The organism is Demequina globuliformis, from assembly GCF_000975155.1.
GTDB classification, from domain to species: Bacteria; Actinomycetota; Actinomycetes; order Actinomycetales; family Demequinaceae; genus Demequina; species Demequina globuliformis.
This window is the reverse complement of sequence record NZ_BBRG01000001.1, coordinates 1,673,839-1,699,614: the sequence shown is the minus strand read 5'-3', so window position 1 is coordinate 1,699,614 and position 25,776 is coordinate 1,673,839. Positions and strand designations below refer to the sequence as shown.

The following is a 25,776-nucleotide window of genomic DNA, read 5'->3' as shown; positions in this document are numbered from 1 at the left end:
TCTCCCCTTCACTCGGGCGTGCCGCCCATCAGGGCCTCCCGCCCCACCCCAGGCCTCAGGGCCTTCCCCGACTTAGTCTGGAGACACCATGACTGACTCCTTCCGTGTGAACGTCGTTGACTCGATTGAGCTCACCCCCAACCTGCGCCGCGTCACCCTCGCAGGCGACTCCTTGTCCGCTTGGGAAAGCACCGGCCAGCCCGATGAGTTTGTCCACATCCACATCCCCGACGCGGATTCCGCCGAGGGCTGGGAGGACGACCACGACATTGCGCGCCACTACACGATCCGCCGCTGGGACAAGGCCGCGCAGACCATCGTGGTGGACATCGTGACTCACGGACATGGCCGCGGCTCCACGTGGGCTCGCACTTGCCAGCCGGGTGACGTGGTCGCGATCAGCGCACCGCACGGCTATTACGGCGCCCCCGAGCACAGCACCAAGCGCCTGCTGCTCGCGGATGCCACCGGACTGCCTGCTGTCGCCCGCATCCTTGAGGAGGCGTCGCCAGAGGAAACGTTCCAGGTCATCGTGGAACTCTTGGATGAGGCAGACAAGATTGCGCTGCCCTCGCCCGCAGACGTGGATGTGCAGTGGCTGATCGCCGGCAACGGCCGTGCGCTGTCTGAGCTGGTGCCGACCATGGCCACGCTCGATGAACTGAGCGACGACACGTACATTTGGGTCGCATGCGAGACCAAGGCGTCGCGCGAGGCCCGCAAGCACGTGCGTACCTACTGGATGCGTCACCACACGCTCTACCGCATTGTGGGCTACTGGCACTTTGAGCAGGAAGAGCGCCTGAAGCGGTGGCTCGCGCTTACGCCAGAGCAGCAGGCGCGCTACGCGGAGATTTGGGACGAGTCGCGCCCCGATGAGGTCAACTGGATTGAGCTTGAGCCCTTCCTCCAGGAAGTGGGCCTCTAAGCCCCACCCAACGCCGAATGGCTCCATTTGCCTGTTTTAGCTTCGCTAGACAGGCAAATGGAGCCATTTCGCGTGAGAGGGGGTGGGGTCCGGACGTCGCCCCCACCCGGGAGGCTAGAGGTCCAGGCGTTCCAGCATGTCCGTCACGAGGGCGGCCACCGCCGAACGCTCTGACCGCTCCAGCGTGATGTGGGCGAACAGCGAGTGCCCCTTCAGCGCCTCGATGACGGCCGCGATGCCGTCGTGACGCCCCACGCGGAGGTTGTCGCGCTGCGCCACGTCGTGGGTGAGCACCACTCGCGAGTCCTGGCCGATGCGGCTGAGCATCGTCAGCAGCACATTGCGCTCGAGTGACTGCGCCTCATCGACAATGACGAACGCGTCGTGCAGCGAGCGTCCGCGGATGTGCGTGAGCGGCAGCACCTCCAACATGCCCCTGGCCATGACCTCTTCGACGACCTCGGATGACACCATCGCGCCCAGGGTGTCGAACACCGCTTGCGCCCAGGGATTCATCTTCTCTGCCTCGGACCCAGGGAGGTAGCCCAGATCCTGGCCACCCACCGCATATAGCGGCCGGAAGACCATGATCTTCTTGTGCTGGCGACGTTCCATGACCGCTTCAAGGCCAGCGCACAGGGCTAGCGCGCTCTTGCCGGTGCCTGCGCGCCCGCCCATGGAGACGATCCCCACGGTCTCGTCCAGCAGCAGATCGATCGCGATGCGCTGCTCAGCACTTCGCCCGTGTACCCCAAACACTTCCTGGTCCCCGCGCACCAGTTGGACGGCGCCGCTGTCGGTCACGCGTCCCAGCGCTGACCCACGCGGCGACTGAATGACCAGTCCGGTATGCACCGGCAAAGTCGCCAAGTCCTCGCCGCATTCGGCGGCGGGCACTCCACTGATGGTCTCCGCGTCATACAACTCGCTCATGCGAACGTCGTCGAGCTGGATCTCCCGCATGCCGGTCCATCCAGAGTCGACGGCGAGTTCCGCCTTGTACTCCTCTGCCTCAATACCGAGCGCTGAGGCCTTCACGCGCATCGGCAGGTCCTTGGAGACCACCACCACGGAATGACCCTCGGCCTTGAGGTTGGCGGCGACCGCCAAAATGCGGGTGTCGTTGTCCCCGAGCCGGAATCCGCTGGGCAGGACCGACTGGTCAGTGTGGTTGAGTTCCACGCGCAGCGTGCCGCCAGCCTCGTTCGCTGGAACCGGCTGGTCCAACTTGCCGTGGTGCACTCGCAGCTCGTCGAGCGCGCGTAGCGCCGACCGCGCAAAGTACCCCAGTTCTGGGTGGTGGCGTTTGCCTTCGAGTTCGGTAATGACCACGACGGGAAGGACCACCGCGTGTTCGGCGAACCGCTTGAGGGCTCGCGGATCAGACAAGAGCACAGAAGTGTCGAGCACAAACGTGCGCAACTCCGTCTTGGTCTCGGCATTGATCGACGGGGTGGTGTCGGTCTCGATGATGGTCACGTGGCGCTCCCGGGGTCAGGCCGTGAAGCGCCGATCGCTCCACGGCGATCGGTGTCAGTCCCGCATCGGATCTGTGCGGGTGTAGAGGTTTCCCACGAGTGCGACGCTACGCCCGCGCTGGGCCTTGTCGAGCGCGACACGCCAGGTGTCACATGTTCGTCACACGCCCGGATACGGGGGTACAGGGGTACGGGCCGATGCTGGCCTACTTTCCGCGCCGCCGCTCTCGTTGGGAGAAGGCGCGCAGGGCGCGCAAGAAATCTACGTGGCGGAAGTCGGGCCAGTAGGCGTCGCAGAAGTAGAACTCGGTGTGCGCGGACTGCCACATGAGGAAGCCTGACAGGCGCTGCTCACCTGAGGTCCGAATCACAAGGTCGGGATCGGGTTGACCCTTGGTGTACAGGTGCTCAGCAATGTGCTCAACGGAGAACGAGTCCGCGAGCTGCTCAAGCGATGCACCGTCGGCATGACCTTGACGCAGGTAGGCGCGTACGGCATCGGCAATCTCGTGGCGACCGCCGTACCCCACGGCCACATTCACGTGTAGCCCGGTCGCGCCAGCCGAGGACTCGACCGCTGCGCGGATACGGGCTGCCGTCGGCTCGGGAAGCAGTTCCACGGAGCCGACGTGCTGGACTCGCCACCTTCCATCTGCGGCGAGGCGCTCAATGGCAGTGCAAATGATGTCCAGCAGCGGCTCGAGCTCGGCTGCAGGGCGCTCCAGGTTGTCGGTGGACAGCATCCACAACGTGACGACTTCGACGCCGGCGTCGGCCGACCATTCAAGGAGATCCGAGATCTTGTCCGCGCCACGGCGGTGCCCGTCGGCCGGGGATGCGCCCGACTGCTTTGCCCACCGGCGGTTTCCGTCGAGGATGACGCCTATGTGCCGGGGGACGTTGCCGTGCGCGCGCAGATCCCGCTCGATGTCGCGTTCATACGTGCGGTACAGCAGATCCCGCAGGCCCACGTCCCGTTCCTTCCGTCTCCCCAACAAGGTGACACAACGGTACCCCCACGCCGTAACCTACGGTATCGTAGGTTCATGGCAGAGAACCTCCCCGACCCGGCAAAGCCGCTGATGCGCGGATGGCTCCACCTCGGTGCCGCGCCCATCGCGCTGGTCGCCGGAATGATCCTCGTGGTGTTCGCTCCCACCCTCGCGGGACGCGCCTCCACCGCCATTTTCACGCTCACGGCAGTCATGCTGTTTGGGACGTCTGCGGTCTATCACCGTGGCAACTGGTCCCCCACCACCACAGCGGTGCTGAGGCGGATGGACCACGCCAACATCTTCCTCATCATCGCGGGTACGTACACGCCGCTGACCGTCCTGCTGCTCGACGGCACCACACGCATCGTCGTGCTCGCAGTGGTGTGGTCGGGCGCGCTCGTTGGCTTGCTGTTACGCATCTTTTGGCTCAACGCGCCCCGTTGGCTCTACGTACCGCTGTACGTCGCGCTTGGGTGGGTCGCGGTCGGCTTCATCGGCCCGTTCTACGAGGCCGGCGGCGCGGCCGTCGTGACGCTCATCATCATTGGTGGACTGTCATACACCGTGGGCGCAGTGATCTACGGCACCAAGTGGCCCCGCGGCTCCACGAAGTACTTCGGGTTCCACGAGATCTTTCACGCGCTAACGATTGTGGGGTTCCTGTGTCACTACGCCGCCATCGCCATCGTCGTCTTCTCCAGCTGACGTGGCGCTAGCTGGCTGCGCACCTCCGGCAGGCTCCGCTGACACGACCGATCCGTCGCTGACGCCGGCGGTCGCCTCCTCCGCATCGCCTGCGCGCTCCTCGACGGGAGGACGCGTGCGAACTTTGCGTAGGTGCTTTGACAGGGACAGCATCAGCAAAACCACGGCTCCCACCAGCAGGAACGTCGCTACAAAGGCCAAGAACCCGGGCCCACCGGTAAAGCTCGTCACAATCGTGCCCCTTTCCGTGAACTATCCTGCCTCATCATGAGCGATGCGCCGCACCACGAAGGTCCAGAGGAGAACTCGTCGGGAGCAGTCCCCCGGCTCAGCAAAACGGCATGGGCGGGAGTCATCGCTGGCATCGCCGCATTGACCGTGGTCGCCGCGTGGTTTGGGTTGGACCAAGCAGACCAGGCGGCACGGTGGAACACGGTGGGGTTCGCGATAGATTCGCCAACCGAGGCGGAGATCACGTTCGACGTCTACATCTACACCGATGAGCCTGTCGAGTGCGTGGTGCGTGCGATGTCGACGAGCTTTGCCGAGGTAGGCGTCGCCGAGGTTGAGCTCGACCCTGCTGACGGCCGCGAGCGGCGTCTCACCGTCCCGATCACCACGGTTGAGGAAGCGACCACCGTTGAAGTGAACTATTGCGACGAGGTGCCGTAGCGGCGCACCGGGCACGTTTACCTTTTCCGTCACCTGTTGTTATCCTGGCCTGTCACGTCCACTAAGGAGGATCTCGTGACCGAGACGACCGGCACCTGGCTGACCCAGGAGGCCTATGACCGCCTGCAGGCGGAGTACGACCACCTTGTCACCGAGGGCCGTGCCACGATCGCCAAGGAGATCGACGAGCGCCGCCAAGAGGGCGACCTCAAGGAAAACGGCGGTTACCACGCCGCGCGTGAGGAGCAGGCGAAGCAGGAGGCACGCATCGAGCAGCTGCGCCACATCCTGGACAACGCGACCGTGGGCGAGGCCAACACCGGCGGCACCATCACGTCAGGGACGGTGGTGACAGCTGAGGTCGCCGGACGTGAAATGCGCTTCCTTGTGGGCTCGCGCGAGGTAGCCGGCGGAACGGACCTCGACGTCTTTTCTGCTCAGTCCCCGTTGGGAGAGGCGCTGCTTGGCAAGTCCGAGGGCGACTCGACGAGCTACACCGCCCCCAACGGCAATGACATCGCCGTCAAGGTCGTCAAGGTGGAACCCTTCAACGGCTAAAGCACTGACCACGCTTCCCGCGGCCCGCCTGGCATTGACTGCCAGGCGGGCCGCGGTGCGTGTGCCGGCTATGACCTGGCGATTCATCCCCCACACGGGTGTTGCATAGCACCGATTGCTCGCCGGTCGCGGTCGCGACGAGGCCGTTCGCCACGTCGAGCGCATTAATGAAGGCCAGCGGCGATGCAGGTGGCGACTGCACAATCCGCGCCGCCGCACCTGGAGCCGTCAGCTCCGGTCAGCAAGCACCGCGATCTCCATATGGCCGGTGTGGGGGAACATGTCGAAAACACGCGCCTCGCGCACGGTGTAGGCCGGCATGGCCGCGAGGTCCTTCGCGAGGGACTCCAGGTGACAGCTCGAATACACGACCGTGTCCGCCCCGCAGTCGTTGAGCCATGACGACAGCTGCGGCCCCAAGCCCCGACGCGGCGGGTTGACGATCACCGCCGCGGGAGGCGAGCCCTGCTCGCCGGCCCACGCCACGGCATCGGCCGCAGCGAAGGACACCGAGCCCATGCCGGGCACACCACGCGTGGCTGCCTCATCCCGCGAGCGGACCGCCGCCGCGATGGCGGGCGCACTGATTTCGATGCCCACCACGTCGCGACCCGGCGCTGCGCAGTGCAGCGCGAAACCACCCACCCCGCAGTAGAGATCCCACAGGGATGCCGGCGCTGCACCATCGATCCACGTCGCGACCTGCGCGTAGAGGGCCGTCGCCACCTCAGTATTCGTTTGAAAGAACGCGCGCGGTCCTAGGTGCAACTCGATCTCACCCAGTGGCATGGTGAGGGTGTCTGACTCCGTCAGGACTATCTCCCTGTCCCCCTCCAGCACCGCTTTGTGCTCGGGCAGCACGTTGAGCGTGACGACGCGAAGGTGAGGGAGCGTGCGCAAGAGCCACCCCAGGTGCTTGCGCACCCGCGCCTCGGCTTCCGTGGACCGCGCGACGAACCGCACCATGAGCGCACCGTCAGCCGCGGCGGTGACCAACACGTGCTTCAGTTCCCCTGACCGCCTCGCCACCGAGTACGGCTCCCAACCGACGCGCGCGACAAACGCCGCGAGCGCCTCGAGGGCTTGCGTGATGACGGGCGGGTACAGGCCACACTCTCGAAGGTCGATCCCCTCCCCCACTGGGTCCAGGATGCCGAGCGTGGGCGCGGCCGCGCTACCTGCCACGACCATCTTTGCCTTGTTGCGAAAGGCAGATTCCGCGCTCGGGCAGGGCGGGTGCCAGCGCACGTCCGGCGCTCGCTCCATCAGCGCCTGGCGCGCGCGAGCGTCCTTGTCGGCCAGTTGGCGCGCGTACGGGGTTTCGATGAGCGCGCAGGAGCGGCAGCGGCCGGCATCCCAGTAGTCACACTGCATGTCAGCGGGGCGGCTGGTCCCCGCGGCCGGGCTCGTCCTGCGGGTCGTCGGAGCCGTCGGTGCCGCGGACCGCCGCGTCGGAGCCATCACCGGCTCCGTCCTCGTTGTCCGCAGCGCCACCGCGAATGCGGATGGTCCCCGTGGTGGGACGCCGTTCCTCCGTCGCGGTCGCGTCAGTGGCACCCGGCGCCGACTCCGCGGAGGTGGGGCCAGCGGTGAGCGACTCATCCGCACCGCGGTGTTGCCCGTCCGTCATGGCATCCGACTGCCGCACGCGGATCTCCCCTGTGCGGGACATCTTGGAGCGGGCCCGGCGGACCGCGTCCCGCGAGCGCTCCGCAAACACGGGCACTTGCGACGTGATGGGAGGGACCTCCTCCTCGTCTGGCGCGTACGTCTTGCTCAACCCGCGCCCAAAGGCGTACACGAAGGACACGATCGGGACGGCGATGATCGCGCCCACAAGGCCCAGAGTGATGGTTCCCGCGGTGATGGTGAGCAGGACCACGAGCGGGTGCAACGACAACGCCTTGCCGAACAGCCACGGGTACAGCACGTTTCCCTCGAGCTGCTGCACCAGGAGCACGGCACCGAGCATCAGGAGGGCCGTGGTCCATCCGCCATCCACCAGGGCAACCAGGGAGGCAATCGCACCCGAGAGCGTCGCACCAAACATGGGGATGAAGGAGAAAAGGAAGACCAAGATCGCGATGGGCAGCGCCAGTGGCACACCCAGAATCCACGCTGCCATGCCAATACCCACGGCGTCGACGAACGCCACAAAGACGGTGGTCTGGGTGTAGCGGCGCAGCGTCGACCACGCGTGCGATCCGGCCACATCCACGCGCTGCTCGGCCTCATCCGGCAGCAGGCCCACGCCCCACAACCACAGCTTGCGGCCATCGCGCAGGAAGAAGAACAGGGCGAACAGGGCGATGACCGCGCCGGCCACGACGCCGCCGATCGTGGACGCGGCACCAAGTGCGCCCGACGCCAAGCCGCCCGCGTTCGAGGTCAGCCAGTCTTGGACCTGCGCGACCACTCCGTCGAGCTGCTCCTGACTGATGTGCAGCGGCCCCTCTGCCAACCACGTGATGAAGGTCTCGAAGCCCTCCACCGCGGCCTCTTGCAGGTCTCCAAAGCCGGAGATGATGGAGGTGGACGCTGCTCCCAGCAGGAATCCGACGACGCCCAGCAGTGCCAGGAGGGTCAGAAGCGCGCCGAGCCCGCGGGGCACACCCCATTTGTTCATGTGGAAGACTGCCCGCTCCAATGGCGCGGCGATCAGCAGCGCGATGATGAGCGGAATGAACAGGGTCGCCAGTGACGTGAAGATCCAGAACAGGCCGCCAACGATGACGGCCACGATGATGATGCGCCACGACCATGCCGCCGTCACACGCAAAACAAAGGGCACCCGCGGGGCAATATCCGCCTCGCCGCGACTGTACGACGGCAGGTCGCTCGCGGTCTTCGTTGGTTCGGCCATGACGTGAGCCTAACGCGCGTACCTGCGGTTCAGTAGTGGGACGCTCGGGAGGAACAGACTGGGACGCGGCGGCGTTGATGCTGGACAGAAGGAGGCACCATGCTTTTTGGATTCGACAAGACACACATGATCGCGCCGGACGAGGCGCTGCCTGGCCGTGAGACGGCACTCGACGTCACTGACCGGCACGTGGTCCTCGGCACGCCTTTGAAGGGCCCGTGGCCCGAGCACCTCGAAGTGATCTACTTTGGCATGGGGTGTTTCTGGGGCTCGGAGCGCATTTTCTGGCAGATTCCCGGGGTGCACTCCACGGCTGCCGGGTACATGGGCGGCTGGACAAAGAACCCGACCTATGAGGAAACCTGTACCGCGCGCACCGGCCACGCTGAGACCGTGCAAGTGGTGTACGACCCGGCTGAGGTCGACCTCGACACGCTGTTGCAGGCGTTTTGGGAGAACCACGACCCCACGACTCCCAACCGCCAGGGCGGGGACATCGGTACGCAGTACCGCAGCGCGATCTTCACGACCAATGAGGCCCAGCACGTGGCCGCACAGGCATCGAGGGACCGGTACCAGGCCGCATTGACCGACAAGGGCTTTGGCACCATCTCGACCCAGATCGATCACGCTCAGGTCGCCGGTGACGGCAACTTCTACTACGCCGAGGACTACCACCAGGGTTATCTGCACAAGAACCCGGGAGGCTACTGCAACCACGGCTTCTGCCAGGTAAGTTACGCCGACGCCTAATCGCGCCGCGCGGTGAGGGCCGATGCCAGGGTTGCCCTGGCATCGGCCCTCACCTGTATCGCGGCCTAGTTCAGGACCGAGCGGACGAACTGCAGTTGGCGGGCAAGCTGATGCACCGCGCCGCCCTCGTGACCGTTGTCGTGCCACACCTCCATGTGCTTCGCCGGCGCCTGAGCCGCATGCGCGCCGTACCAGTTGAACGCGGCGTAGCCCGTCGATGGCGGGCACACCAGGTCGCGCAGGGCGACGGAGCTCAGCAGCGGAGCCGTCGCTCGCTTGGCATGGTTGACGGCATCGAAGTAGGACAGCGTCTCAAAGACTCGCGAGCGCTCGCCGCGATGCACGGACAGGTACGTGACAATCTCGCTGTACGGGGCCTCGTCCGTGATCGCTACGGCTCGCTCGAAGTGTGCGAGGAACGGGACGTCGGCCATCACTCCCGCTAGCCCTTCAGCGAGGCCAGCGACCGCCAGGGCGATGCCCCCGCCCTGGGAGATCCCGGCAAAGAACACCCGGGATCCGTCCACACCGGACAGGGAGCGAGCGGCATCGACCGCGCGCACGGCGTCCGTGTAGACGCGACGGTAGAAGTACTCGACCGGGTCCTCAATGCCGCGCGTCATGAAACCGGCCGTGCTGGGTCCGGTGCCCGCGGGGTCCGGCGTGTGCCCGCCGTTGCCCCAACCGCTGCCTTGGCCGCGCGTGTCCATGTAGAAGTGCGCGAACCCCGCGCTGGCCCAGAACGTGTGCTCGAGCGCATGGCCTCGGCCCCCGCCGTAGCCCGCAACCTGCACGATGCACGGCAATGGTTCGCTCACGCCTCGCGGTCGCACGTACCACCCGCGGATCGGGTGCCCGCCGTAGCCGGGGAAGATCACGTCCCGGATGCTCACCTGCGGCAGGTTCCAGCCGGCGTCGGCCACCATGACCTCGGAGCCGGCCTCGCGCGCCTGCGCCAAGGTCTGCTTCCAGAACTCGTCAAAATACTGCGGTTCACGCACATCCGGGCGGTAGTTCTCAAGCTCGGACAGGGGGAGATCAAACTGGGGCATCGTCGCCTCGGGCTGCTCGGTGACACGGACATCGCTGCCAGCCCCACACGGGCGAGCAACACGAGGACACGCTACAACGACAAGGGCTCCACGGCACAGATGCCGTGGAGCCCTTGTGGACGGTGCGCGGGACGCTACTCGCGGCCCTGCAGCAACGCGATGATGCGCAGGAACTCGGTATACATCCACACGAGCGTGACGACGAGACCGAACGCGGCGGTCCACTCGTACTTGGCAGGCAGGCCCTTCTTCACGCCGTTTTCGATGAAGTCGAAGTCGCCGATGAGCGAGACGCACGCCAGGATGATCGCGAAGGCGCCAATGAAGACGCCGAGCGGGAGGCCAAGGATCTCGTACTCCGAGCGCACGCCCCAGGGGGAGTCGGTCGCGCCAAAGATCATGAGGCCCACGTTGACCAGCGAGAACAGCAGGTATGAGATGCCTCCGATGAGGAGGAACTTCTGCATCTTGCGGGTGTAGCGCACCTTGCCAGAGCGGTACAGCGCAAGGCAGACGCCAAACGTGATGCCGGTCGCCAGGAGCGCCTGCAGACCAGCGCCAGGCGCCTCGAAGGCGGTCTCGACGTAATACGAGAGCGAACCGAGGAAGTACCCCTCAATCGCTGCGTAGGCAATCGCCATGAGCGGCGGCGTGGTCTTCTTGAACGCCAGCACGAGGCCCAGGACCATGCCCGCGATTGCGGAGATCATGAGGCCTGGGAAGGAGAAGAACATGTACCCGGGTGCCGCACAGATGAAGGCGAGCACGATCATTGCGGCCGTCTTGGTGGTGACGCCCTCGTAGCTCATGCGGCCGGTGTCCTGCGGGGTCGCTGACGGCGCGTTGAACTGCTGGTTGAGGTCGGCCGCGGAGACCGCAGAGCCGTCTGGGTTGATCGTGGCGCCTGGCTTGAACGCACTGTTGGATGTGCTGAACACGGGGCTGGACATCGGTCCTCCTCGGACGGTCTGGATCCGCAACGTAAAAAGTCCGCTTCAGCATACAAGTGACGCGGGCGGCTGGGGCATCCTCCTTGCGGGGGATATGTGCCCTCAACGTGTGAGCGGCACCGGGCGCTCCCGGCTCAACGATGGTGCCCCCGGCGGGGTTCGAACCCGCACTGGGCCGATTTTAAGTCGGCTGCCTCTGCCAGTTGGGCTACGGGGGCGGGGCTAGGCGTGACGGGGACGCTCAGGCCCTTGAGACGGCAGAGAACGCGATGCCGTCCAAAATGTCGTGCTCGCTTGTGACGACCTCCTCCAACTCGCCGCCGGCCGCGCGAACCTCAGCCTGAACACGGCGGATGACCTCGCGCCACACCAGCGCGCCCGCGCCGATCACGTCGACGCGACCGGGGTGCATGAAGGGCATCGCCTCGCGCTCAGCGCGTGTGGCGTGCAGCAAGGCATCGCAGGCCTCGAGGGCCTCGTCGACGCTCAGCCGCGCACCGTTGATGGCCTCGCGGTCATATTCGCCGAGGTCCAGCGCCTTGGCCGTGACGGTCGTAATGGATCCGGCGAGCCCCACGAGGGTGCGAGTTTGGGCGAGGGGCACATCTTTCATCGCGGCGTCGAGGGCTGCGTGGACGTCCGCGACGGCCGCCGCCACCTGGGCCTCGGTGGGCGGGTCGGCCTGCAGGTGCCGCTCGGTCATACGCACGCAGCCCACGTCCATGGAGTGCGCTCCCGCGGGGGCATTCTCGCCCAGCACCATTTCCGTCGAGCCACCACCAAGATCAACCACGAGATAGGGCGGCACCAGGTCCTCGGCGACGACCGAGACCGCGCCCCTGAAGCTCAGAGCGGCCTCCTCCTCACCCGACACCACCTCCGGCACCACACCCAGGCGGGCGTGCACGCCAGCGACGAACTCGTCGCGGTTGGACGCGTCGCGCGTAGCGGAGGTCGCGACAAAGCGGATGGCCTCGACCTGGTGCTCGCGGCACAAGGCCGCGTACTCCGCGGTGGCGTCAAGCGTCCTGGCCAGGGCCTCGGGCGCGAACTGCCCCGTGCGATCCACTCCCTGTCCCAGACGCACCACCTTCATCAGGCGGACCACATCCGTCAACGACGCGCCGTCGGCGGCCACGTCGGCAATGAGAAGGCGGATCGAGTTAGTGCCACAGTCGATGGCGGCCACGCGGGTCATGCAGTTTCCTCCAGGGCGGGGCAGGTGCAACGGTCAGGTGTCCAGGCGTGCGCGATCATGTCGAGCGCCTCATCGCCCAGGGGGTTCACTCCCCTGCCGGCGGCGAGGGAGTAGCCCACCAAGACGTGAAGGCACTTGACGCGGTCCGGCATGCCTCCCGCGCTGATGCCATGGATCTCTGGAACGTCCTCAAGCACGTAGCGCTCGGCCAAGTAGCGCTCGTGCGCGGCGCGGTACGCCTCCGCGAGGGCCTCGTCCTGCCCAAGGCGCTCAGTCATGTCCTTCATCACGCCGTTGGCCTCAAGCGTCGAGACCGCAGAGACCGCCTCGGGGTGGGTCAAGTAGTACTGAGTCGGAAAGGGAGTGCCGTCTGGGAGTCGTGGAGCGGTGTGCACGACTGTGGGTTTGCCACATACGCAGCGGGCGGCGATGGCGACCACGCCTCTCGGTTCACGGCCCAATTGCTGGCGCAATGCGGCGATGTCGGCATCGGTCACGGCAGAGTCGGTCACCCTCCGAAGTCTACGTCGGTCAGCGGTTCCTTCTCACCCTGCGTCGGCTCGGGCTGCGGCGCCGAGTCGGTCTGAGCGGAGTCGTCCGCCGCAGCCGAGTCGTCCCTCGTCATCGACTCCCACAGCGTGTCATACCAGGGCTCCAACCCGGTCTTCGCGGTCTCGCCAGCCTCGGCATCGGCCCCAGCCTCGGGGTCAACCGCCGTCTCGGGGTCAACGACGCGGTACGGAGTCTCACCGGGAAAGACGTAGGCGAGCCGCTCCCGCGCCTGTGCTTCGAGATACGCAGGGTCATCCCAGCGAGCGACCTCTGCGTTCAGGTCGTCGACCTCGGCCTGGGCGACCTCAGCGTCTGCGCGGAGCCCTTCGAGCATCACCTGCTGGTCCAGGTAGGCACGCACGGCAGGCGCGACTACGGCGAACGCCAAGATGAGCATGCCGACAATCACCGCCGTGCGCCAGGTCAGCATGCTCGCGATCGAGCCCTGCGGGCTACTGGCGTCGATGCGCGGGGCCTGTGGTGTGGTGGAGCGCCCCGGGCCGGTGGAGCCGCGGCTCGATGCGCGTTGCGACGAGCGCGGCGCGGGGCGCTGCGAACTGCGCGCGGCGGGCCGCGCCGTGCGGCTCGCGGGTGCGCCGCCCGTGCGGCGGGTGCCATCGCCAGCAGGGCGCGCGGAGCTGCGCGGCGTGCCAGGGCGACGGGGAGAACTCACCGGACCATTGTCCCAGCCGCGCCCATGACTTCTGTCCAGCAGGGTGCCGCGAGTCGCGTGATCTCCCTCACCCACGTGCGGCCCGCACACCCGGGCCCGACGACGCATGCGCCCAAGCACGCAACAGGGCCGCGAACCCGAAGGTTCGCGGCCCTGTGTGGCAGCGGCGAGCGTGAGCCCGCCAGCCGTGGCTTACGCCGAGTACTTGCGCGGGAAGGCGGACTTGCCGGCGTACTTCGCGGCGTCGTCCAGCTCCTCTTCGATGCGCAGCAGCTGGTTGTACTTCGCGATGCGCTCGCCGCGGGCGGGTGCACCGGTCTTGATCTGGCCCGTGTTGAGCGCGACCACGAGGTCAGCGATCGTGACGTCCTCGGTCTCACCGGAGCGGTGCGACACCATGGAGGTGAAGCCGGCGCGGGTCGCGAGCGACACGGCGTCGATGGTCTCGGTGAGGGTGCCGATCTGGTTGAGCTTCACGAGCAGGGCGTTGGCGGCCTTCTCGTCGATGCCGCGCTGCAGGCGGGTGGGGTTGGTGACGAACAGGTCGTCGCCCACGATCTGGGTCTTGTCGCCAATGGTGGCGACCAGGTGCGACCAGTCGCTCCACTCGTCCTCGGACAGGGGGTCCTCGATCGACACCAGCGGGTAGTCGTTGACGAGCTGCTCGTAGTAGGCGGACATTTCTTCGCCGGACTTCGCGGTGCCCTCGAACTGGTAGGCACCATCCTTGAAGAACTCGGTGGCTGCGACGTCGAGCGCGAGCGCGACATCCTCACCGGGCGTCAGGCCGGCCTTCTCGATGGCGACCAGGATCAGGTCCAGCGCCGCGCGGTTGGACTCAAGGTTGGGCGCGAAGCCGCCCTCGTCGCCCAGGCCGGTCGCCAGACCGCGCTCCTTGAGCACGGACTTGAGAGCGTGGTAGACCTCGGCACCGTAGCGGTAGGCCTCGCGGAACGTGGGCGCGCCCACGGGAGCGATCATGAACTCCTGGATGTCAACGTTGGAGTCGGCGTGCGAGCCACCGTTGAGGATGTTCATCATCGGCACAGGCAGCACGTGTGCGTTCGGGCCACCGATGTAGCGGAACAGCGCGAGGTCAGCGGAGTCCGCAGCGGCCTTGGCCACGGCGAGCGAGACGCCGAGGATGGCGTTCGCGCCCAGCTTGCCCTTGTTGTCCGTGCCGTCCAGGTCCAGCATGGTCTGGTCGATCAGGCGCTGCTCGGTAGCGTCCAGGCCAACGATCTCGGGTGCGATGTCGTCGATGACCGCGTCCACGGCCTCCTCGACACCCTTGCCCAAGTAGCGGCCCTTGTCGCCGTCACGACGCTCGACGGCTTCGAAGGCTCCGGTCGATGCGCCCGACGGAACGGCTGCACGTGCGAACGTGCCGTCCTCCAGCGCGACCTCGACCTCGACGGTGGGGTTGCCGCGCGAGTCAAGAATCTCGCGTGCGCCAACGGCCTCAATGCTCGCCATGATGCTCCTTCAGTTGTGTGTGTGGTGTTCTCTTCGTGAGTCTAGCGATGGCCCGCATGGGGTGCGCCCTGACAAACGTCCTACGTGGGTGAACCTTCAGTGGCGGCCGATGCTGGGGAGGCAACCGCTGGGGCGCGCGGCCCAGTCGGGGCGCTCGCCTGGGCGGCACGCTCGGCCTCCCGGGCGGCAGCCTCGTACTCCCTCACGGCCGCGCGCAGCGCGCCCTCGGCGTCCACGCCCTCTGCCTGCGCGCGGGCGACCAGTTCCAGGAGTTGGTGGCCGATGTCGACGCCGGCGGGGTCGTTCACCTGCAGCCCCGCCTTGGAAGCGCGGCTGATGATCTTTTGCGCCCGCGCCAAGGCGGGCTGCTGGGCCGGGACGCCGTCCATGACGGACTGTCGTCCCTTCGTCTCGTTCTTGATCCGCTCCCACCGGGCGTGAACGTCCTCGGCCGTACCGGCATCGGCCCCACCAAAGACGTGCGGGTGGCGTTCAATCAACTTGTCTGCGACGCCGTCAGCGACGTCGTCGATGTCGAAGGGGTCGCTGGCGTGTTCCTGCGCAACGCGCGCGTGGAAGACGACCTGGAGGAGCACGTCGCCCAACTCTTCGCGCAGGTCAGCGCGGCTACCAGACTCGACGGCCTCGGCCAGTTCGTAGGCTTCCTCGAGGGCGTGCTTGATCAGCGTTTCGTGCGTTTGCTCGGCGTCCCAAGGACAGCCGCCGGGGGACCTGAGGCGGTCCATGACCTCGACCAGACGGGTGAGGCCATCACTCACTGGCGATCCAGTCCTCGTCGGGCTCGACGAAGGCATTCACGCCCGTGAACTCAGTGATCCACAGTGGGTCGCTCATGTTGAGGCGGTTGCTCGCGGACGGCATCACGAGATTAAGCGTCGTGATCAGTTCCGCCTCGGAGAAGTCTCCGGTGCGGGTTGAGGTCACGGCCTCGTCCTCGACGGATTGCGCGATCTCCGGCAGCAAGGTGCCCGTGGTGTCAGCCAGGCCATAGGCGCCCATGAGGTAGGCCGCCTCGACACCATCGACGAGTTCCTCGGTGGGCTGGCCTTCGACAGCCTCTGACCGCATCAGTTCGGCCGCCAGGTCCTCCATGTAGTCGCGGGAGTACTGAATGCCAAGGCGCTCGAGGTTGTCGAGCATTGGCTCGCGCATCACTTCGAGCGTCAGCACGCCGCGGCGCGTGACGGACACGTGACCCTGGCTGGTCCACGCGGTGTACAGGTCAGACACTCGCTCGTTCGAGATGTCCGTGTCCTGGTAGGACACCGCGGTTGACGGGGAGCCATCCTGGCCGGGTACTGCACACCCGGTCAGAACAACGGCCGTGCCCGCGAGGGCGGCGGCCAGGGCACGTCGGCGTCGGGGGATCGTCATGGGCCTCATCCTACTGGTGCCACGGACGTGGCCGTGATGACCTGGCGAACCCAGTCGAGCACCTCGGGTCCCTCGATGGGCTTGCCTCCCACGCGCTGGGTCAGCGGAGCCGGCACGAGCACCTGGCGCACCGCTGGCTTGACGAGCGTGCCCGGGTACAGGCGCGAGATCCGCATCGCGGCGGAGTCCGGCAACTCGAGCGGGCTGAACCGCACGAACTTGCCCTGCGCAACCACGTCGGTCACTCCCGTCTCGCGCACCTCGCAGCGCAATCGCGCCACGGCGAACAAGTTCTCCACGGGCTCAGGGAGGTTTCCGTAGCGATCGCGCAGTTCCTCGGCGACGGCCTCGAGTTCCTCAGCGGAGTTCGCCTCCGCGATCTTCCGGTACGCCTCAAGGCGCAGCCGTTCGTGCTCGATGTATTGCGTCGGAATGTGGGCGTCGATGGGCAGGTCGATCGTCATGGGCGCGCGCTCCTCGCCGCCCTCGCCGCGGAAGGAAGCTACGGCCTCGCCGACCATGCGGATGTAGAGGTCAAAGCCCACACCTTCGATGTGACCAGACTGCTCTGCGCCCAGCAGGTTGCCCGCACCGCGAATCTCCAGGTCCTTCATGGCGACGGCCATGCCGGCGCCCAGGTCGGTGTTGGCGGCGATGGTCTGCAGGCGGTCGTGCGCCGTCTCCGTCAGCGTGCGGTCCGGCGGGTACAGGAAGTAGGCGTATGCGCGTTCGCGGCCGCGGCCCACGCGACCTCGCAACTGGTGCAGTTGGCTCAGCCCAAACTTGTCCGCACGCTCCACGATGAGGGTGTTCGCGTTCGAGATGTCGAGGCCCGTTTCCACGATGGTGGTGCACACCAGCACGTCGTACTGCTTGTCGTAATAATCGACGATGACCTGCTCAAGTTGCTTCTCGCTCATCTGACCGTGAGCGACGGCGATCCGCGCCTCCGGCACCAGCTCGCTCAGGCGGCGGGCCTCTGCATTAATGGTCTTTACAGAGTTGTGGATGTAGAAGACTTGTCCGTCGCGCAGCAGCTCGCGACGGATCGCGGCGGCCACCTGCGGATTTTCCTGTGGCCCCACGTAGGTAAGGATCGGGTGCCGCTCCTCCGGCGGGGTCGCCAGGGTGGACATTTCACGGATGCCGGTGACGGCCATTTCCAACGTGCGCGGGATAGGGGTCGCGGACATCGCGAGCACGTCCACGTCGGTGCGCATGGCCTTCAAGGTTTCCTTGTGCTCCACGCCAAAGCGCTGCTCCTCGTCGACGATCACGAGCCCCAGGTTCTTGAAGCGCACCTGACCGGTGACGAGGCGGTGCGTGCCGATCACGAGGTCGACGCTCCCGTCCGCGAGGCCGTCGATGATCTCCTTGGCTTCCTTGTCACTCTGGAAGCGCGACAGTGCCTTCACAGTCACGGGGAACTGCGCGAAGCGCTCGGTGAACGTGTCGACGTGCTGCTTCACGAGCAGGGTCGTGGGACACAGGACTGCTACCTGGGTGCCGTCCTGGATGGCCTTGAACGCGGCACGGACGGCAACCTCCGTCTTGCCGAAGCCCACGTCGCCGCAGACGAGCCGGTCCATCGGCACGGAGCGCTCCATGTCCTGCTTGACCTCGTCAATGGTCGACAACTGATCAGGGGTCTCGACGAACGCGAACGACTCCTCAAGCTCACGCTGCCATGGGGTGTCGGGCCCAAACTCGCGGCCGGTCGTGGCCATGCGCGCGCTGTACAGGCGGATCAGCTCCGCGGCGATTTCCTTGACTGCCTTGCGTGCGCGCGTCTTGGTCTTGGCCCAGTCGGAGCCGCCCATCTTGTTGACGCTGGGGGCTTCGCCGCCCACGTACTTGGTGACCTGATCGAGTTGGTCGGTGGGGACTGACAGGCGGTCCGCAGGGCCGTTGCGCTTGGACGGCGCGTACTCGATTACGAGGTATTCGCGCTCGATCCCGCGCACGCTGCGCTTGGTGAGTTCCACGAACCGGCCTACGCCGTGGGCCTCGTGGACAACGAAGTCCCCGGGTCGCAATTGCAGCGGGTCGACCGCGTTGCGGCGTCGGCTGGGCACCTTGACCTTGGGGCCCGCAGCGACGGCGGCGCGTCCCGTGAGGTCGGACTCGTGCATCACCAGCACGCGGTCGTCCTCAGAACTAAAGCCCGCGCCGGTGATGTGCGGTATCACGGCGATGGCGCCGTCGAGCGGCTCGTACGATTCCTGCACGCGCGCGGGGATCTCGGCTTCGTTCAGTTGCTCCGCGAGTCGGTGCGCCGAGCCAGAGCCGGCCGCGGTCACGAGGACGCTCCATCCCTGAGCCAAGCGATCCTTCAGCAAGGCGAGCGCTTCGCGCAGGCGACCACGATGGTCCTCAAGGTCGCGCAACGCGGTGACGGTGGCATCGGCGCCACCAAAGGGGCCAAGCGTCGCGACAGCGAGCCCACGGTCCTGGGCGGCCTCGCGCAACTGTTCCAGGGTGAGGAACGAGCCTTCGGTGGGCTCAAGCGGGGAGTCGGCGCCGGCGGCCGCGGACACCCACGCCGCAGCGAGGAACTCGTCTGCCGTGCGCGCCAAGTCCTCCGCGCGTCGGGCGAGGCGCTCTGGCTCGACCAACACCACCGTTGTATTGCGCGGGAGCACCTCTGGCAACGCCTGTAGGCGGTCCACGAGCAGCGGGATGAGCGACTCCATGCCCTCGACTGCCTGTCCGTCTGCGACGCGGGTCAGCATCTCCGAGGCGGCCGGAATCTGCTCCACGAGGCTCGCTGCCCGGCTGCGCACATCCTCGGTAAGCAAGAGTTCGCGGCACGGCGGTGCCCATAGTCGGCCAACGGACTCAAGCGAGCGCTGGTCGGCAATGGAGAATGAGCGGATCGCGTCAACCTCATCGCCAAAGAACTCGATGCGCACGGGGTGCGCATCCGTGGGTGCAAAGACGTCCACAATGCCGCCGCGCACTGCAAACTCGCCGCGCCGCTCCACCATGTCCACGCGGGTGTACGCAGCCGCGCTGAGAGACTCCGTGAGCGCCGTCAGGTCGTGGCTCTCCCCCACCGCCACGTGCACCGGCTCAAGGTCAGCCAGGCCGGCTACCAGGGGCTGGAGCAAGGCGCGAATGGGGGCGACCACGACCTCGAGCGCCGGGAGCCCTGCTTCCTTCTCAACCTCGGCGGGGTGCGCCAGCCTGCGCAGCGTCGCGAGGCGCCGCGCGACCGTGTCGGAGCGGGGGCTCAGGCGCTCGTGCGGCAGCGTCTCCCACGCGGGCAGCACCGAAATCGTCGCCGGGTCGCGGTAGGCGCCAATGGCCGCGGCAAGCGTGTCCGCATCGCCTCCCGAGGCTGTCACAACAAGCAGCGGACCATCGGCATCAGCGCCACCCACGATCGCGGGAGCGGCCGATGCCGCAGCGATCAGGTGCGCGCCGTCCGCCAGCGCGGGTACAGACAGGTGGCTCAGCAGGGCGTTGAGGGGCTGGTTCACGCTTCTCCAGGCATGCCAATAAACCGGGATCTCCGGCTCCACTATCCTACGGACGCCGTGAGACATGCGTCACGGTTGACCGCGGGGTGACCATATCGACGTGCAGCTACGGCCCGCGGCGCGAACGGGTGGGACCCCAGCAGCGCGGTGAACCTAAACTTGACTGCATGACCGATGCGCGCGCAGAAGCGGAGCGGCTGCTGCGTCGCTTCGCCTCAGACACCAACCTCCTCATCGCGGGGCGCCCCATGACCGTGCTCGGCGAGGGCGTGGTCGCCGCATACCTCAGCGACATGCTGCGCGGCATGGGCGCTCGTGTGGATGGGGGGCAATCGGGCCAGGACGCTGACAGCACCGCAGCCGACAGGGTCGTGTTCGATACCGACACCGGGGCGATCACGCTCGGCGGCAACCCGACGGGCGGACGCGGCGACGCCGCGGGCCGGCTCGACTTCGCCGCCGCGCACATGCCAGTCTCCACGGCGATCGCCGCCGAACTCGCGAGCGCGGGCACGCTGGCCGGATTGTCGGTGGGTGTGTCGATGACCCTCGAACCCAAGACCGCCAACCTTGCCCTGCTGCTCGCGAGCGCGGGTGCCTCCGTCGCGGTGTACGCCCATCCAGACGAGACGGACCCGGAGGTAGCCGCCGCCCTCCGCGAGCGTGGCGTGCCCGTCGATGCAGACGCGGACGCAACCCCCGATCAAGAACTCGCTGGCGCGCTGGCGTTTATTGACCGTGGCTTCGACGTGCTGGTCGACGACGGCTCGCACGTCACCCGCTTGGCGCACGACCAGCGCCCCGACCAGGTCCGCCGCTGGCTGGGCGCCACCGAGGAGACCACGAGCGGCCTCACGCCCCTGCGTGCGATGCACGCCGGCGGCGCGCTGGCTACCGGCGTGGTCGCGGTCAACGACGCGGTCACCAAGACGGGCTTCGACAACCGCTACGGCACCGGACAGAGCTGCGTGCTCGCGATCGCCGACCTACTGGACACCGCGGGTGCGAGCGTGCGCGATCAACCTGCACTCGTGATCGGCTACGGCCCGGTGGGAGTGGGCGTCGCCGCGCACCTGCGGGCGCTGGGCGCGGACGTGCGCGTCAGTGAGATCGACCCGGCTCGCGCGCTGCTCGCTCTCCACGATGGCTACGAGGTGGGACCGGCCGATGCCCTGGGCAAGGACGCGCTCGTGGTGTCCGCCACGGGATGGCCGGGGACGGTCGGACCTGACCTCGTGGACGCTGCGGCTGCTGTGGCAGTCGCGGGCGGCGTACCGCACGAGATCTCGTGGCACGGCGGCCTCATCGCCGTCGCACCGCACGTGGACCGCACCACGACCGGCACCCTCATTCTTGACCGCGGCGGCTGCATCAACGTCACCGCTGCCGAGGGCAACCCGATCGAAATCATGGACCTGTCCTTCGCCACCCAACTCGCGGCCATTGCGGAGGTCGTCGGCACTCGCCCCAGCATCGGCGTCCACGCGCTGAGCCCCACCGCCGTTGACCACGTCGCCGCGACCGCAGCCCGCGTACGCGGGGTGACCCTTGCGCCGCAACCCACCCCGGCATCGGCCCTTCACTCGGACTGGCGCTCGCCGCGCTACGCCGTGCGCCCCGACCCCTCGGAGACCTCATGACCTCGTTCCCCGTCACGCTGTACTCGGCGGACCTCGTCCTGCCCATCACGGCGCCACCCATCCTCGACGGCGCGATCGCGGTGCGCGGCGAGCGCATTCTGCACGTGGGCGAGCGCGCGTGGGTCGAGGCCTCGTTGGAAGAACGCGGCCTCCCGGTCAACCATGTCCGGTGGCCAGGGGTCCTGATGCCCGGCCTCGTCAACGCCCACACCCACCTGCAGTACACCGGCATGGCGGAGGTCGCGAGCCGCACATACAACGGCTTCGAGGACTGGGTCACGGGCTTCAATCCCGTCTACCAGCGAGGCCACGACTGGGCGGCAGCGGCGGCGGATGGAGCGCGCCAGATGATCGTCGCAGGCGTCACGGCAGCCGCAGACATCGTCACCGATCCCGAGGCCGCGACGGCCCTCCACGATGCAGGGCTCGCGGGCATCGCCTACTGGGAGGTCATCGACTGGTCCAACGAGGACTGGCGCGAGCACGGTCGCGCCGAGGTCGAGGCGGCGCTGGATTCCATGCCCGACCGCCCCGGCTCGGGGCTGAGCCCGCACGCGCCCTATTCACTTGAGATTGTCCCGCTGCTGGAGATCCCGGACATCGTTCGCGAGCGCGGCAGGCGCATCCATATTCACCTGGGCGAGTCAGGTATCGAACGTGAGTTTGAGGCCGCTCACTTGGGGCCGTGGCAGTCCCAGGGGCTCGGGAGCTTGAGGGAGTTGAGGCAGGCAGGATTCGGCACGTCAGCGACGGACTACGTTGACCACCTGGGCGTGCTCGGGCCCGACTGCCACGTCGCTCACGGCGTGTACATGTCCGAGCGCGACCGGGCCATCCTCCGTGCACGCGGCACCACCGTGGCGCTGTGCCCGCGCTCCAACGAGATCATCGGACTCGACGCGCCCCCAGTCGCGGCCTACCTGCGCGAGGGCAGCCCCATCGCGATCGGCACGGACTCGCTGTCCTCTTCGCCTTCCCTCGATCCCATGGGCGAGATCGCGGCATTGATGCGCATCGCACGCGGCCAGGGCTACTCCAAAGACGACCTCGCCGAGCGGCTGCTCACCGCCGCGACGCTGGGGGGCGCGCACGCCATGGGCATCGACGAAGGGCCGCGACGCACTGGCTACTTGGCGGTGGGCGCCATGGCAGACCTCGCTTTCTTTGACACTCCTGTGACGTCGATCGAGGCCACCATCGTCACGCTCGCTGAGTCAGGCGACGGGCGCGCCGCTGCCACCGTCACCGCTGGCCGGGTGCGGCACACCACAGAGCGCTTCCGCACGGAGACCGGCCTGAGCGCCCCCACACCGCACGGAGTTGCGCGATGACCGCTGTCCCTGCCACGGCATCGGCCCTCTCCCTCGAGCCCCACCCGGAAGGCGGGTGGTTCAAGCGCGTCTGGACCGGCACCGTGCCGGTCGACACTCCCGGCGGAACGCGCCCGGCGGCCACCTGCATTCACTACTTGTTGCCGCCGGGTGAACGTTCCGCCTGGCACGTCGTCACCTCGGATGAGTTGTGGCTATGGCACGGTCCCGGCACGCTCACGCTCAGCCTGGGCGGCAACGGCGACCAACCGGCCGATGCCGTGGAGACCGTCACGCTCGGACCAGACCTGGCCGCGGGGCACCGACCCATGGCCGTGGTGCCGGCGGGCGTATGGCAGGCAGCGGACCTGGCGGGCCACACGGAGGCTCTCGTGAGTTGCGTCGTGAGCCCAGGATTCGACTTCGCCGACTGGGCACTGGCTGAGCCCACGTAGAATGGCCCGCGCACGAGGGAGCGATCAGCGTCGACCCCGCTCCATACCCTTCCCCCCGTTTCATATGGAGATCGCATGACTGTTCGCCCCCTGACCCGCGCCGGCATTGCTGCCGTCGCCCTGTCCGCACTGGCGCTAGCCGGCTGCTCGTCCTCGAACGAGGCCGAGACCTCCGCGACCCCCGCCGCAAGCGACACCCCCACTGCTGCGTCGACCACCGAGGCAGCCGCGACCCTCGACACCGTGACCGAGGGCAAGCTGACCATCGCCACCGGTGAGCCCGCCTACGAGCCCTGGATGGTCGAGGACGACCCGACCAACGGCGAAGGCTTCGAGTCCGCCGTGGCGTACGCCGTCGCGACCGAGCTTGGCTACCTGCCCGAGGACGTCGAGTGGGTCCGGACCTCGTTCGAGACCGCCATCGCCCCCGGCGCCAAGGACTGGGACCTCAACATTCAGCAGTTCTCCATTACCGAAGAGCGCCGCAACGCCGTCGACTTCTCCTCGCCGTACTACACGACCTCTCAGGCTGTCGTGGCCGACGCGGACTCCGACCTCGCTGGCGCCACCTCGGTCGCTGAACTCGCTGGCTCGCGCATTGGCGTGCCCTCCGGCACCACCAGCTACATCGTCGCCGCAGAGATGATCGGCGAGGACGACCTCGCAGTGTTCAACTCCGCCGAGGACACCGTCGCCGCGTTCAATGCGGGCCAGATCGACGCTTTCATCACCGACCTGCCCTCCGCGTTCTACCTGTCCGCAGTGGAGCTCGACAACGGCGCCATCGTGGGCCAGTTCCCGACCGAGGACGGCGCCGAGGGCGACCAGTTCGCGTTCCTGCTGCCCAAGGGCTCACCCAACACGGAGACCGTTTCCGCAGCAGTGGACGCCCTCGCTGAGGACGGCACCCTGCAGGCCCTCGAGACCGAGTGGCTGTCCGACGCGGTCGACGTGCCCGTTCTGAACTAAGGATGACCGCCGATGAGTGACGGAGCGCCACCGGTGCACGAGCCAAGTGCACTTGAGCTGCAACGACGGGAGTACCGTCGACAGGCCACGTGGCGCTCCGTCCTCATCGCAGCCGCTTCCACGGTCGCATTCGCGCTTGTCGCCGTCCTGGTCGTCGTCAACACCCCTGGCTGGGACGCCGTCAAGCAGACCTTCTTCAACTGGGAGATTGGGCGCGAGAGCTTCCCGGACATCCTTGAGGGCCTGTGGCTCAACATCCGGGCGCTGTTCTTTGCGGGAATCGGCGTGGCGATCTTCGGCACCGTGTTGGCCGTCATCCGGTCCCTGCGCGGGCCAGTGTTCTTCCCGCTACGCATGCTCGCGACCGTGTACGTCGATCTGTTCCGCGGTGTGCCAGTGCTGATCGTGCTGTACCTCGTGGGCTTTGGCATCCCCGCGCTGGACATCTTCCCTCCCATGAGCGCCGCGGTCTGGGGAACCATCGCGATTGGGCTGTGCTACTCGGCCTACGTGGCCGAAGTCCTGCGCGCCGGCATGGAGGCCGTGCACCCCTCCCAGCGCATCGCGGCGCGGTCCCTTGGCCTCAGCCATGCCAAGACCCTGCGCATGGTCGTGATCCCGCAGGGTGTCCGCAAGGTCATCCCTGCGCTCATGAACGACTTTGTGTCGATGCAGAAGGACGTGGGGCTGATCTCCGTCCTGGGAGCCGTCGATGCGATCCGCGCCGCACAGATCGACGTCGCTCTGACCTACAACATGACGCCCTACGTGATCGCCGCGCTGCTGTTCATCGCGATCTCCCTACCGCTGACGCGCCTCACGGACTATGTCGCGGCGCGCATGAACAGCCGCGAGCAGATCGGAGGAGTCGTATGAGCGTCCTCGAGGTCCGTGACGTCTGGAAGAGCTTTGGCGACAACACCGTCCTCAAAGGCGTTGACCTCACGCTCGACGAGCACGACGTCGTGGTACTGATCGGGGCGTCAGGCTCCGGCAAGTCCACGTTGCTGCGCACCATCAACCTGATCGAGCGCATCGATGACGGGCAGCTGCTCCTCAGCGGTGACGACATCTCCGATCCCGCCGTGGACATGGACAAGGTCCGGGCCCGCATTGGCGTGGTGTTCCAGCAGTTCAACCTCTTTCCTCACATGCGCGTCATCGACAATGTGACGCTCGCCGCCCGCAAGGTGCACGGCGAAAATGCCGCGACTGCTCGCGAGCGCGGTGCCGCCTTGCTGGAGCAGTTTGGCTTGGGCGACAAACTGAGCGACTACCCCGACCGGCTCTCCGGCGGTCAACAACAGCGCGTCGCCATTGTGCGCGCCATCCTCACCAACCCGGAATTGCTCTTGTTGGACGAGATCACGTCCGCGTTGGATCCCATGCTCGTGGGCGAGGTGCTCGACCTGGTGCGTGGGCTCAAGGAGCAGGGGTCAACCATCTTGATGGCAACCCACGAGATGGCCTTTGCGCGTTCCGTCGCCGACCGCGTGGTCTTCATGCATGGCGGCCGCATTCTTGAGGCGGGACCGCCGGAGCAGATTTTCGACGCGCCGCAGCAGCCGGAGACGCGCGAGTTCCTCGCGCGGGTCACGCACCACTAACTCTGCACCCGCCCCCGCACCCCCGCCTCTTTCGCCAAATGGCTCCATTTGGCTGTTTTAGGACT

Annotated in this window: 24 protein-coding genes and 1 tRNA gene; 11 read left to right on the top strand and 14 right to left on the bottom strand. The window is 67.1% G+C overall.

Going from position 1 to position 25,776, the window contains the following annotated elements; all coding sequences use genetic code 11:
* Nucleotides 1-88 precede the first annotated feature (88 nt).
* The gene (locus AOP75_RS07965) at nt 89-928 is read left to right on the top strand and encodes a siderophore-interacting protein (RefSeq protein WP_062078028.1); all 840 of its coding nucleotides are present in this window, start codon (nt 89-91) and stop codon (nt 926-928) included.
* 114 nt (nt 929-1,042) lie between these two features.
* Here AOP75_RS07965 and phoH2 read toward each other — a convergent pair whose 3' ends face one another.
* Together phoH2 and AOP75_RS07955 are read right to left on the bottom strand one after the other, a co-directional pair.
* Nucleotides 1,043-2,401 carry an RNA 5'-3' helicase PhoH2 gene (gene phoH2 / locus AOP75_RS07960; protein ID WP_201774153.1) on the bottom strand — a complete coding sequence of 453 codons (1,359 nt, stop codon included), beginning with the start codon at nt 2,399-2,401 and terminating at the stop codon, nt 1,043-1,045.
* Nucleotides 2,402-2,612: 211 nt separating this feature from the next.
* On the bottom strand, nt 2,613-3,377 hold the full coding sequence (locus tag AOP75_RS07955; RefSeq protein WP_062078026.1) for an isoprenyl transferase: 765 nt from the start codon (nt 3,375-3,377) through the stop codon (nt 2,613-2,615).
* A 75-nt stretch (nt 3,378-3,452) separates the two neighbouring features.
* On the opposite strand from AOP75_RS07955, the gene trhA reads away from it, so the two are divergent.
* The 3 genes from trhA to greA all read left to right on the top strand — a co-directional run bounded on the left by trhA (nt 3,453) and on the right by greA (nt 5,336).
* Complete coding sequence (gene trhA, locus AOP75_RS07950) at nt 3,453-4,106, top strand: PAQR family membrane homeostasis protein TrhA (protein ID WP_062078024.1); 654 nt, start codon at nt 3,453-3,455, stop codon at nt 4,104-4,106.
* A gap of 267 nt (nt 4,107-4,373) precedes the next feature.
* Nucleotides 4,374-4,778, top strand: a complete 405-nt coding sequence (locus tag AOP75_RS07945; RefSeq protein ID WP_062078022.1) for a DUF4307 domain-containing protein — start codon at nt 4,374-4,376, stop codon at nt 4,776-4,778.
* A 75-nt stretch (nt 4,779-4,853) separates the two neighbouring features.
* Nucleotides 4,854-5,336 (top strand): transcription elongation factor GreA, encoded by a 483-nt coding sequence (gene greA / locus AOP75_RS07940; protein WP_062078020.1) that lies wholly within the window; start codon nt 4,854-4,856, stop codon nt 5,334-5,336.
* Between the two features lie 228 nt (nt 5,337-5,564).
* Here greA and AOP75_RS07935 read toward each other — a convergent pair whose 3' ends face one another.
* Nucleotides 5,565-6,710 (bottom strand): methyltransferase domain-containing protein, encoded by a 1,146-nt coding sequence (locus tag AOP75_RS07935; RefSeq protein WP_062078516.1) that lies wholly within the window; start codon nt 6,708-6,710, stop codon nt 5,565-5,567.
* Nucleotide 6,711: 1 nt separating this feature from the next.
* Nucleotides 6,712-8,199: an AI-2E family transporter gene (locus tag AOP75_RS07930; RefSeq protein WP_062078018.1), complete on the bottom strand. Its 1,488-nt coding sequence runs from the start codon at nt 8,197-8,199 to the stop codon at nt 6,712-6,714.
* A gap of 99 nt (nt 8,200-8,298) precedes the next feature.
* On the opposite strand from AOP75_RS07930, the gene msrA reads away from it, so the two are divergent.
* Entirely contained in the window at nt 8,299-8,952 is a 654-nt protein-coding gene (gene msrA / locus AOP75_RS07925; RefSeq protein ID WP_062078016.1) for a peptide-methionine (S)-S-oxide reductase MsrA, read from the top strand.
* Between the two features lie 65 nt (nt 8,953-9,017).
* Here the strand turns inward: msrA and AOP75_RS07920 are convergent, their stop codons facing one another.
* From AOP75_RS07920 to mfd, 10 genes are all read right to left on the bottom strand, one after another.
* The gene (locus AOP75_RS07920) at nt 9,018-10,004 is read right to left on the bottom strand and encodes an acetylxylan esterase (protein ID WP_062078014.1); all 987 of its coding nucleotides are present in this window, start codon (nt 10,002-10,004) and stop codon (nt 9,018-9,020) included.
* A gap of 134 nt (nt 10,005-10,138) precedes the next feature.
* Complete coding sequence (locus AOP75_RS07915; RefSeq protein ID WP_062078012.1) at nt 10,139-10,954, bottom strand: Bax inhibitor-1/YccA family protein; 816 nt, start codon at nt 10,952-10,954, stop codon at nt 10,139-10,141.
* 141 nt (nt 10,955-11,095) lie between these two features.
* Nucleotides 11,096-11,172, bottom strand: a tRNA-Leu gene (locus AOP75_RS07910).
* 23 nt (nt 11,173-11,195) lie between these two features.
* A complete protein-coding gene (locus AOP75_RS07905) occupies nt 11,196-12,152 on the bottom strand; it encodes a Ppx/GppA phosphatase family protein (protein WP_062078010.1) in 957 nt (318 codons plus the stop codon).
* Nucleotides 12,149-12,664, bottom strand: coding sequence for a DUF501 domain-containing protein (locus AOP75_RS07900; protein WP_062078007.1), 516 nt, complete (start codon nt 12,662-12,664; stop codon nt 12,149-12,151). The genes AOP75_RS07905 and AOP75_RS07900 overlap by 4 nt, the downstream gene beginning before the upstream one ends.
* On the bottom strand, nt 12,661-13,377 hold the full coding sequence (locus AOP75_RS12410; protein ID WP_152649999.1) for a septum formation initiator family protein: 717 nt from the start codon (nt 13,375-13,377) through the stop codon (nt 12,661-12,663). The genes AOP75_RS07900 and AOP75_RS12410 overlap by 4 nt, the downstream gene beginning before the upstream one ends.
* Nucleotides 13,378-13,569: 192 nt before the next feature.
* Nucleotides 13,570-14,853 (bottom strand): phosphopyruvate hydratase, encoded by a 1,284-nt coding sequence (gene eno / locus AOP75_RS07890; RefSeq protein ID WP_062078003.1) that lies wholly within the window; start codon nt 14,851-14,853, stop codon nt 13,570-13,572.
* A gap of 80 nt (nt 14,854-14,933) precedes the next feature.
* A complete protein-coding gene (locus AOP75_RS07885; RefSeq protein ID WP_236683091.1) occupies nt 14,934-15,632 on the bottom strand; it encodes a nucleoside triphosphate pyrophosphohydrolase in 699 nt (232 codons plus the stop codon).
* Complete coding sequence (locus AOP75_RS07880; RefSeq protein WP_062078000.1) at nt 15,625-16,248, bottom strand: hypothetical protein; 624 nt, start codon at nt 16,246-16,248, stop codon at nt 15,625-15,627. Before AOP75_RS07880 ends, AOP75_RS07885 begins: the two co-directional genes overlap by 8 nt.
* A 5-nt stretch (nt 16,249-16,253) precedes the next feature.
* Entirely contained in the window at nt 16,254-19,730 is a 3,477-nt protein-coding gene (gene mfd / locus AOP75_RS07875) for a transcription-repair coupling factor (protein WP_062077998.1), read from the bottom strand.
* A 167-nt stretch (nt 19,731-19,897) separates the two neighbouring features.
* Here mfd and AOP75_RS07870 point away from each other — a divergent pair, with 167 nt between their 5' ends.
* The 6 genes from AOP75_RS07870 to AOP75_RS07845 all read left to right on the top strand — a co-directional run bounded on the left by AOP75_RS07870 (nt 19,898) and on the right by AOP75_RS07845 (nt 25,711).
* Nucleotides 19,898-21,370 carry an adenosylhomocysteinase gene (locus tag AOP75_RS07870; protein WP_062077996.1) on the top strand — a complete coding sequence of 491 codons (1,473 nt, stop codon included), beginning with the start codon at nt 19,898-19,900 and terminating at the stop codon, nt 21,368-21,370.
* The gene (locus AOP75_RS07865) at nt 21,367-22,701 is read left to right on the top strand and encodes an amidohydrolase family protein (protein ID WP_062077994.1); all 1,335 of its coding nucleotides are present in this window, start codon (nt 21,367-21,369) and stop codon (nt 22,699-22,701) included. Before AOP75_RS07870 ends, AOP75_RS07865 begins: the two co-directional genes overlap by 4 nt.
* Complete coding sequence (locus AOP75_RS07860; protein ID WP_062077992.1) at nt 22,698-23,135, top strand: cupin domain-containing protein; 438 nt, start codon at nt 22,698-22,700, stop codon at nt 23,133-23,135. Before AOP75_RS07865 ends, AOP75_RS07860 begins: the two co-directional genes overlap by 4 nt.
* A gap of 75 nt (nt 23,136-23,210) precedes the next feature.
* Nucleotides 23,211-24,104, top strand: a complete 894-nt coding sequence (locus AOP75_RS07855) for an ABC transporter substrate-binding protein (RefSeq protein ID WP_062077990.1) — start codon at nt 23,211-23,213, stop codon at nt 24,102-24,104.
* A gap of 12 nt (nt 24,105-24,116) precedes the next feature.
* Nucleotides 24,117-24,980: an amino acid ABC transporter permease gene (locus AOP75_RS07850; RefSeq protein ID WP_062077988.1), complete on the top strand. Its 864-nt coding sequence runs from the start codon at nt 24,117-24,119 to the stop codon at nt 24,978-24,980.
* Complete coding sequence (locus AOP75_RS07845; protein ID WP_062077986.1) at nt 24,977-25,711, top strand: amino acid ABC transporter ATP-binding protein; 735 nt, start codon at nt 24,977-24,979, stop codon at nt 25,709-25,711. Before AOP75_RS07850 ends, AOP75_RS07845 begins: the two co-directional genes overlap by 4 nt.
* Nucleotides 25,712-25,776 lie beyond the last annotated feature (65 nt).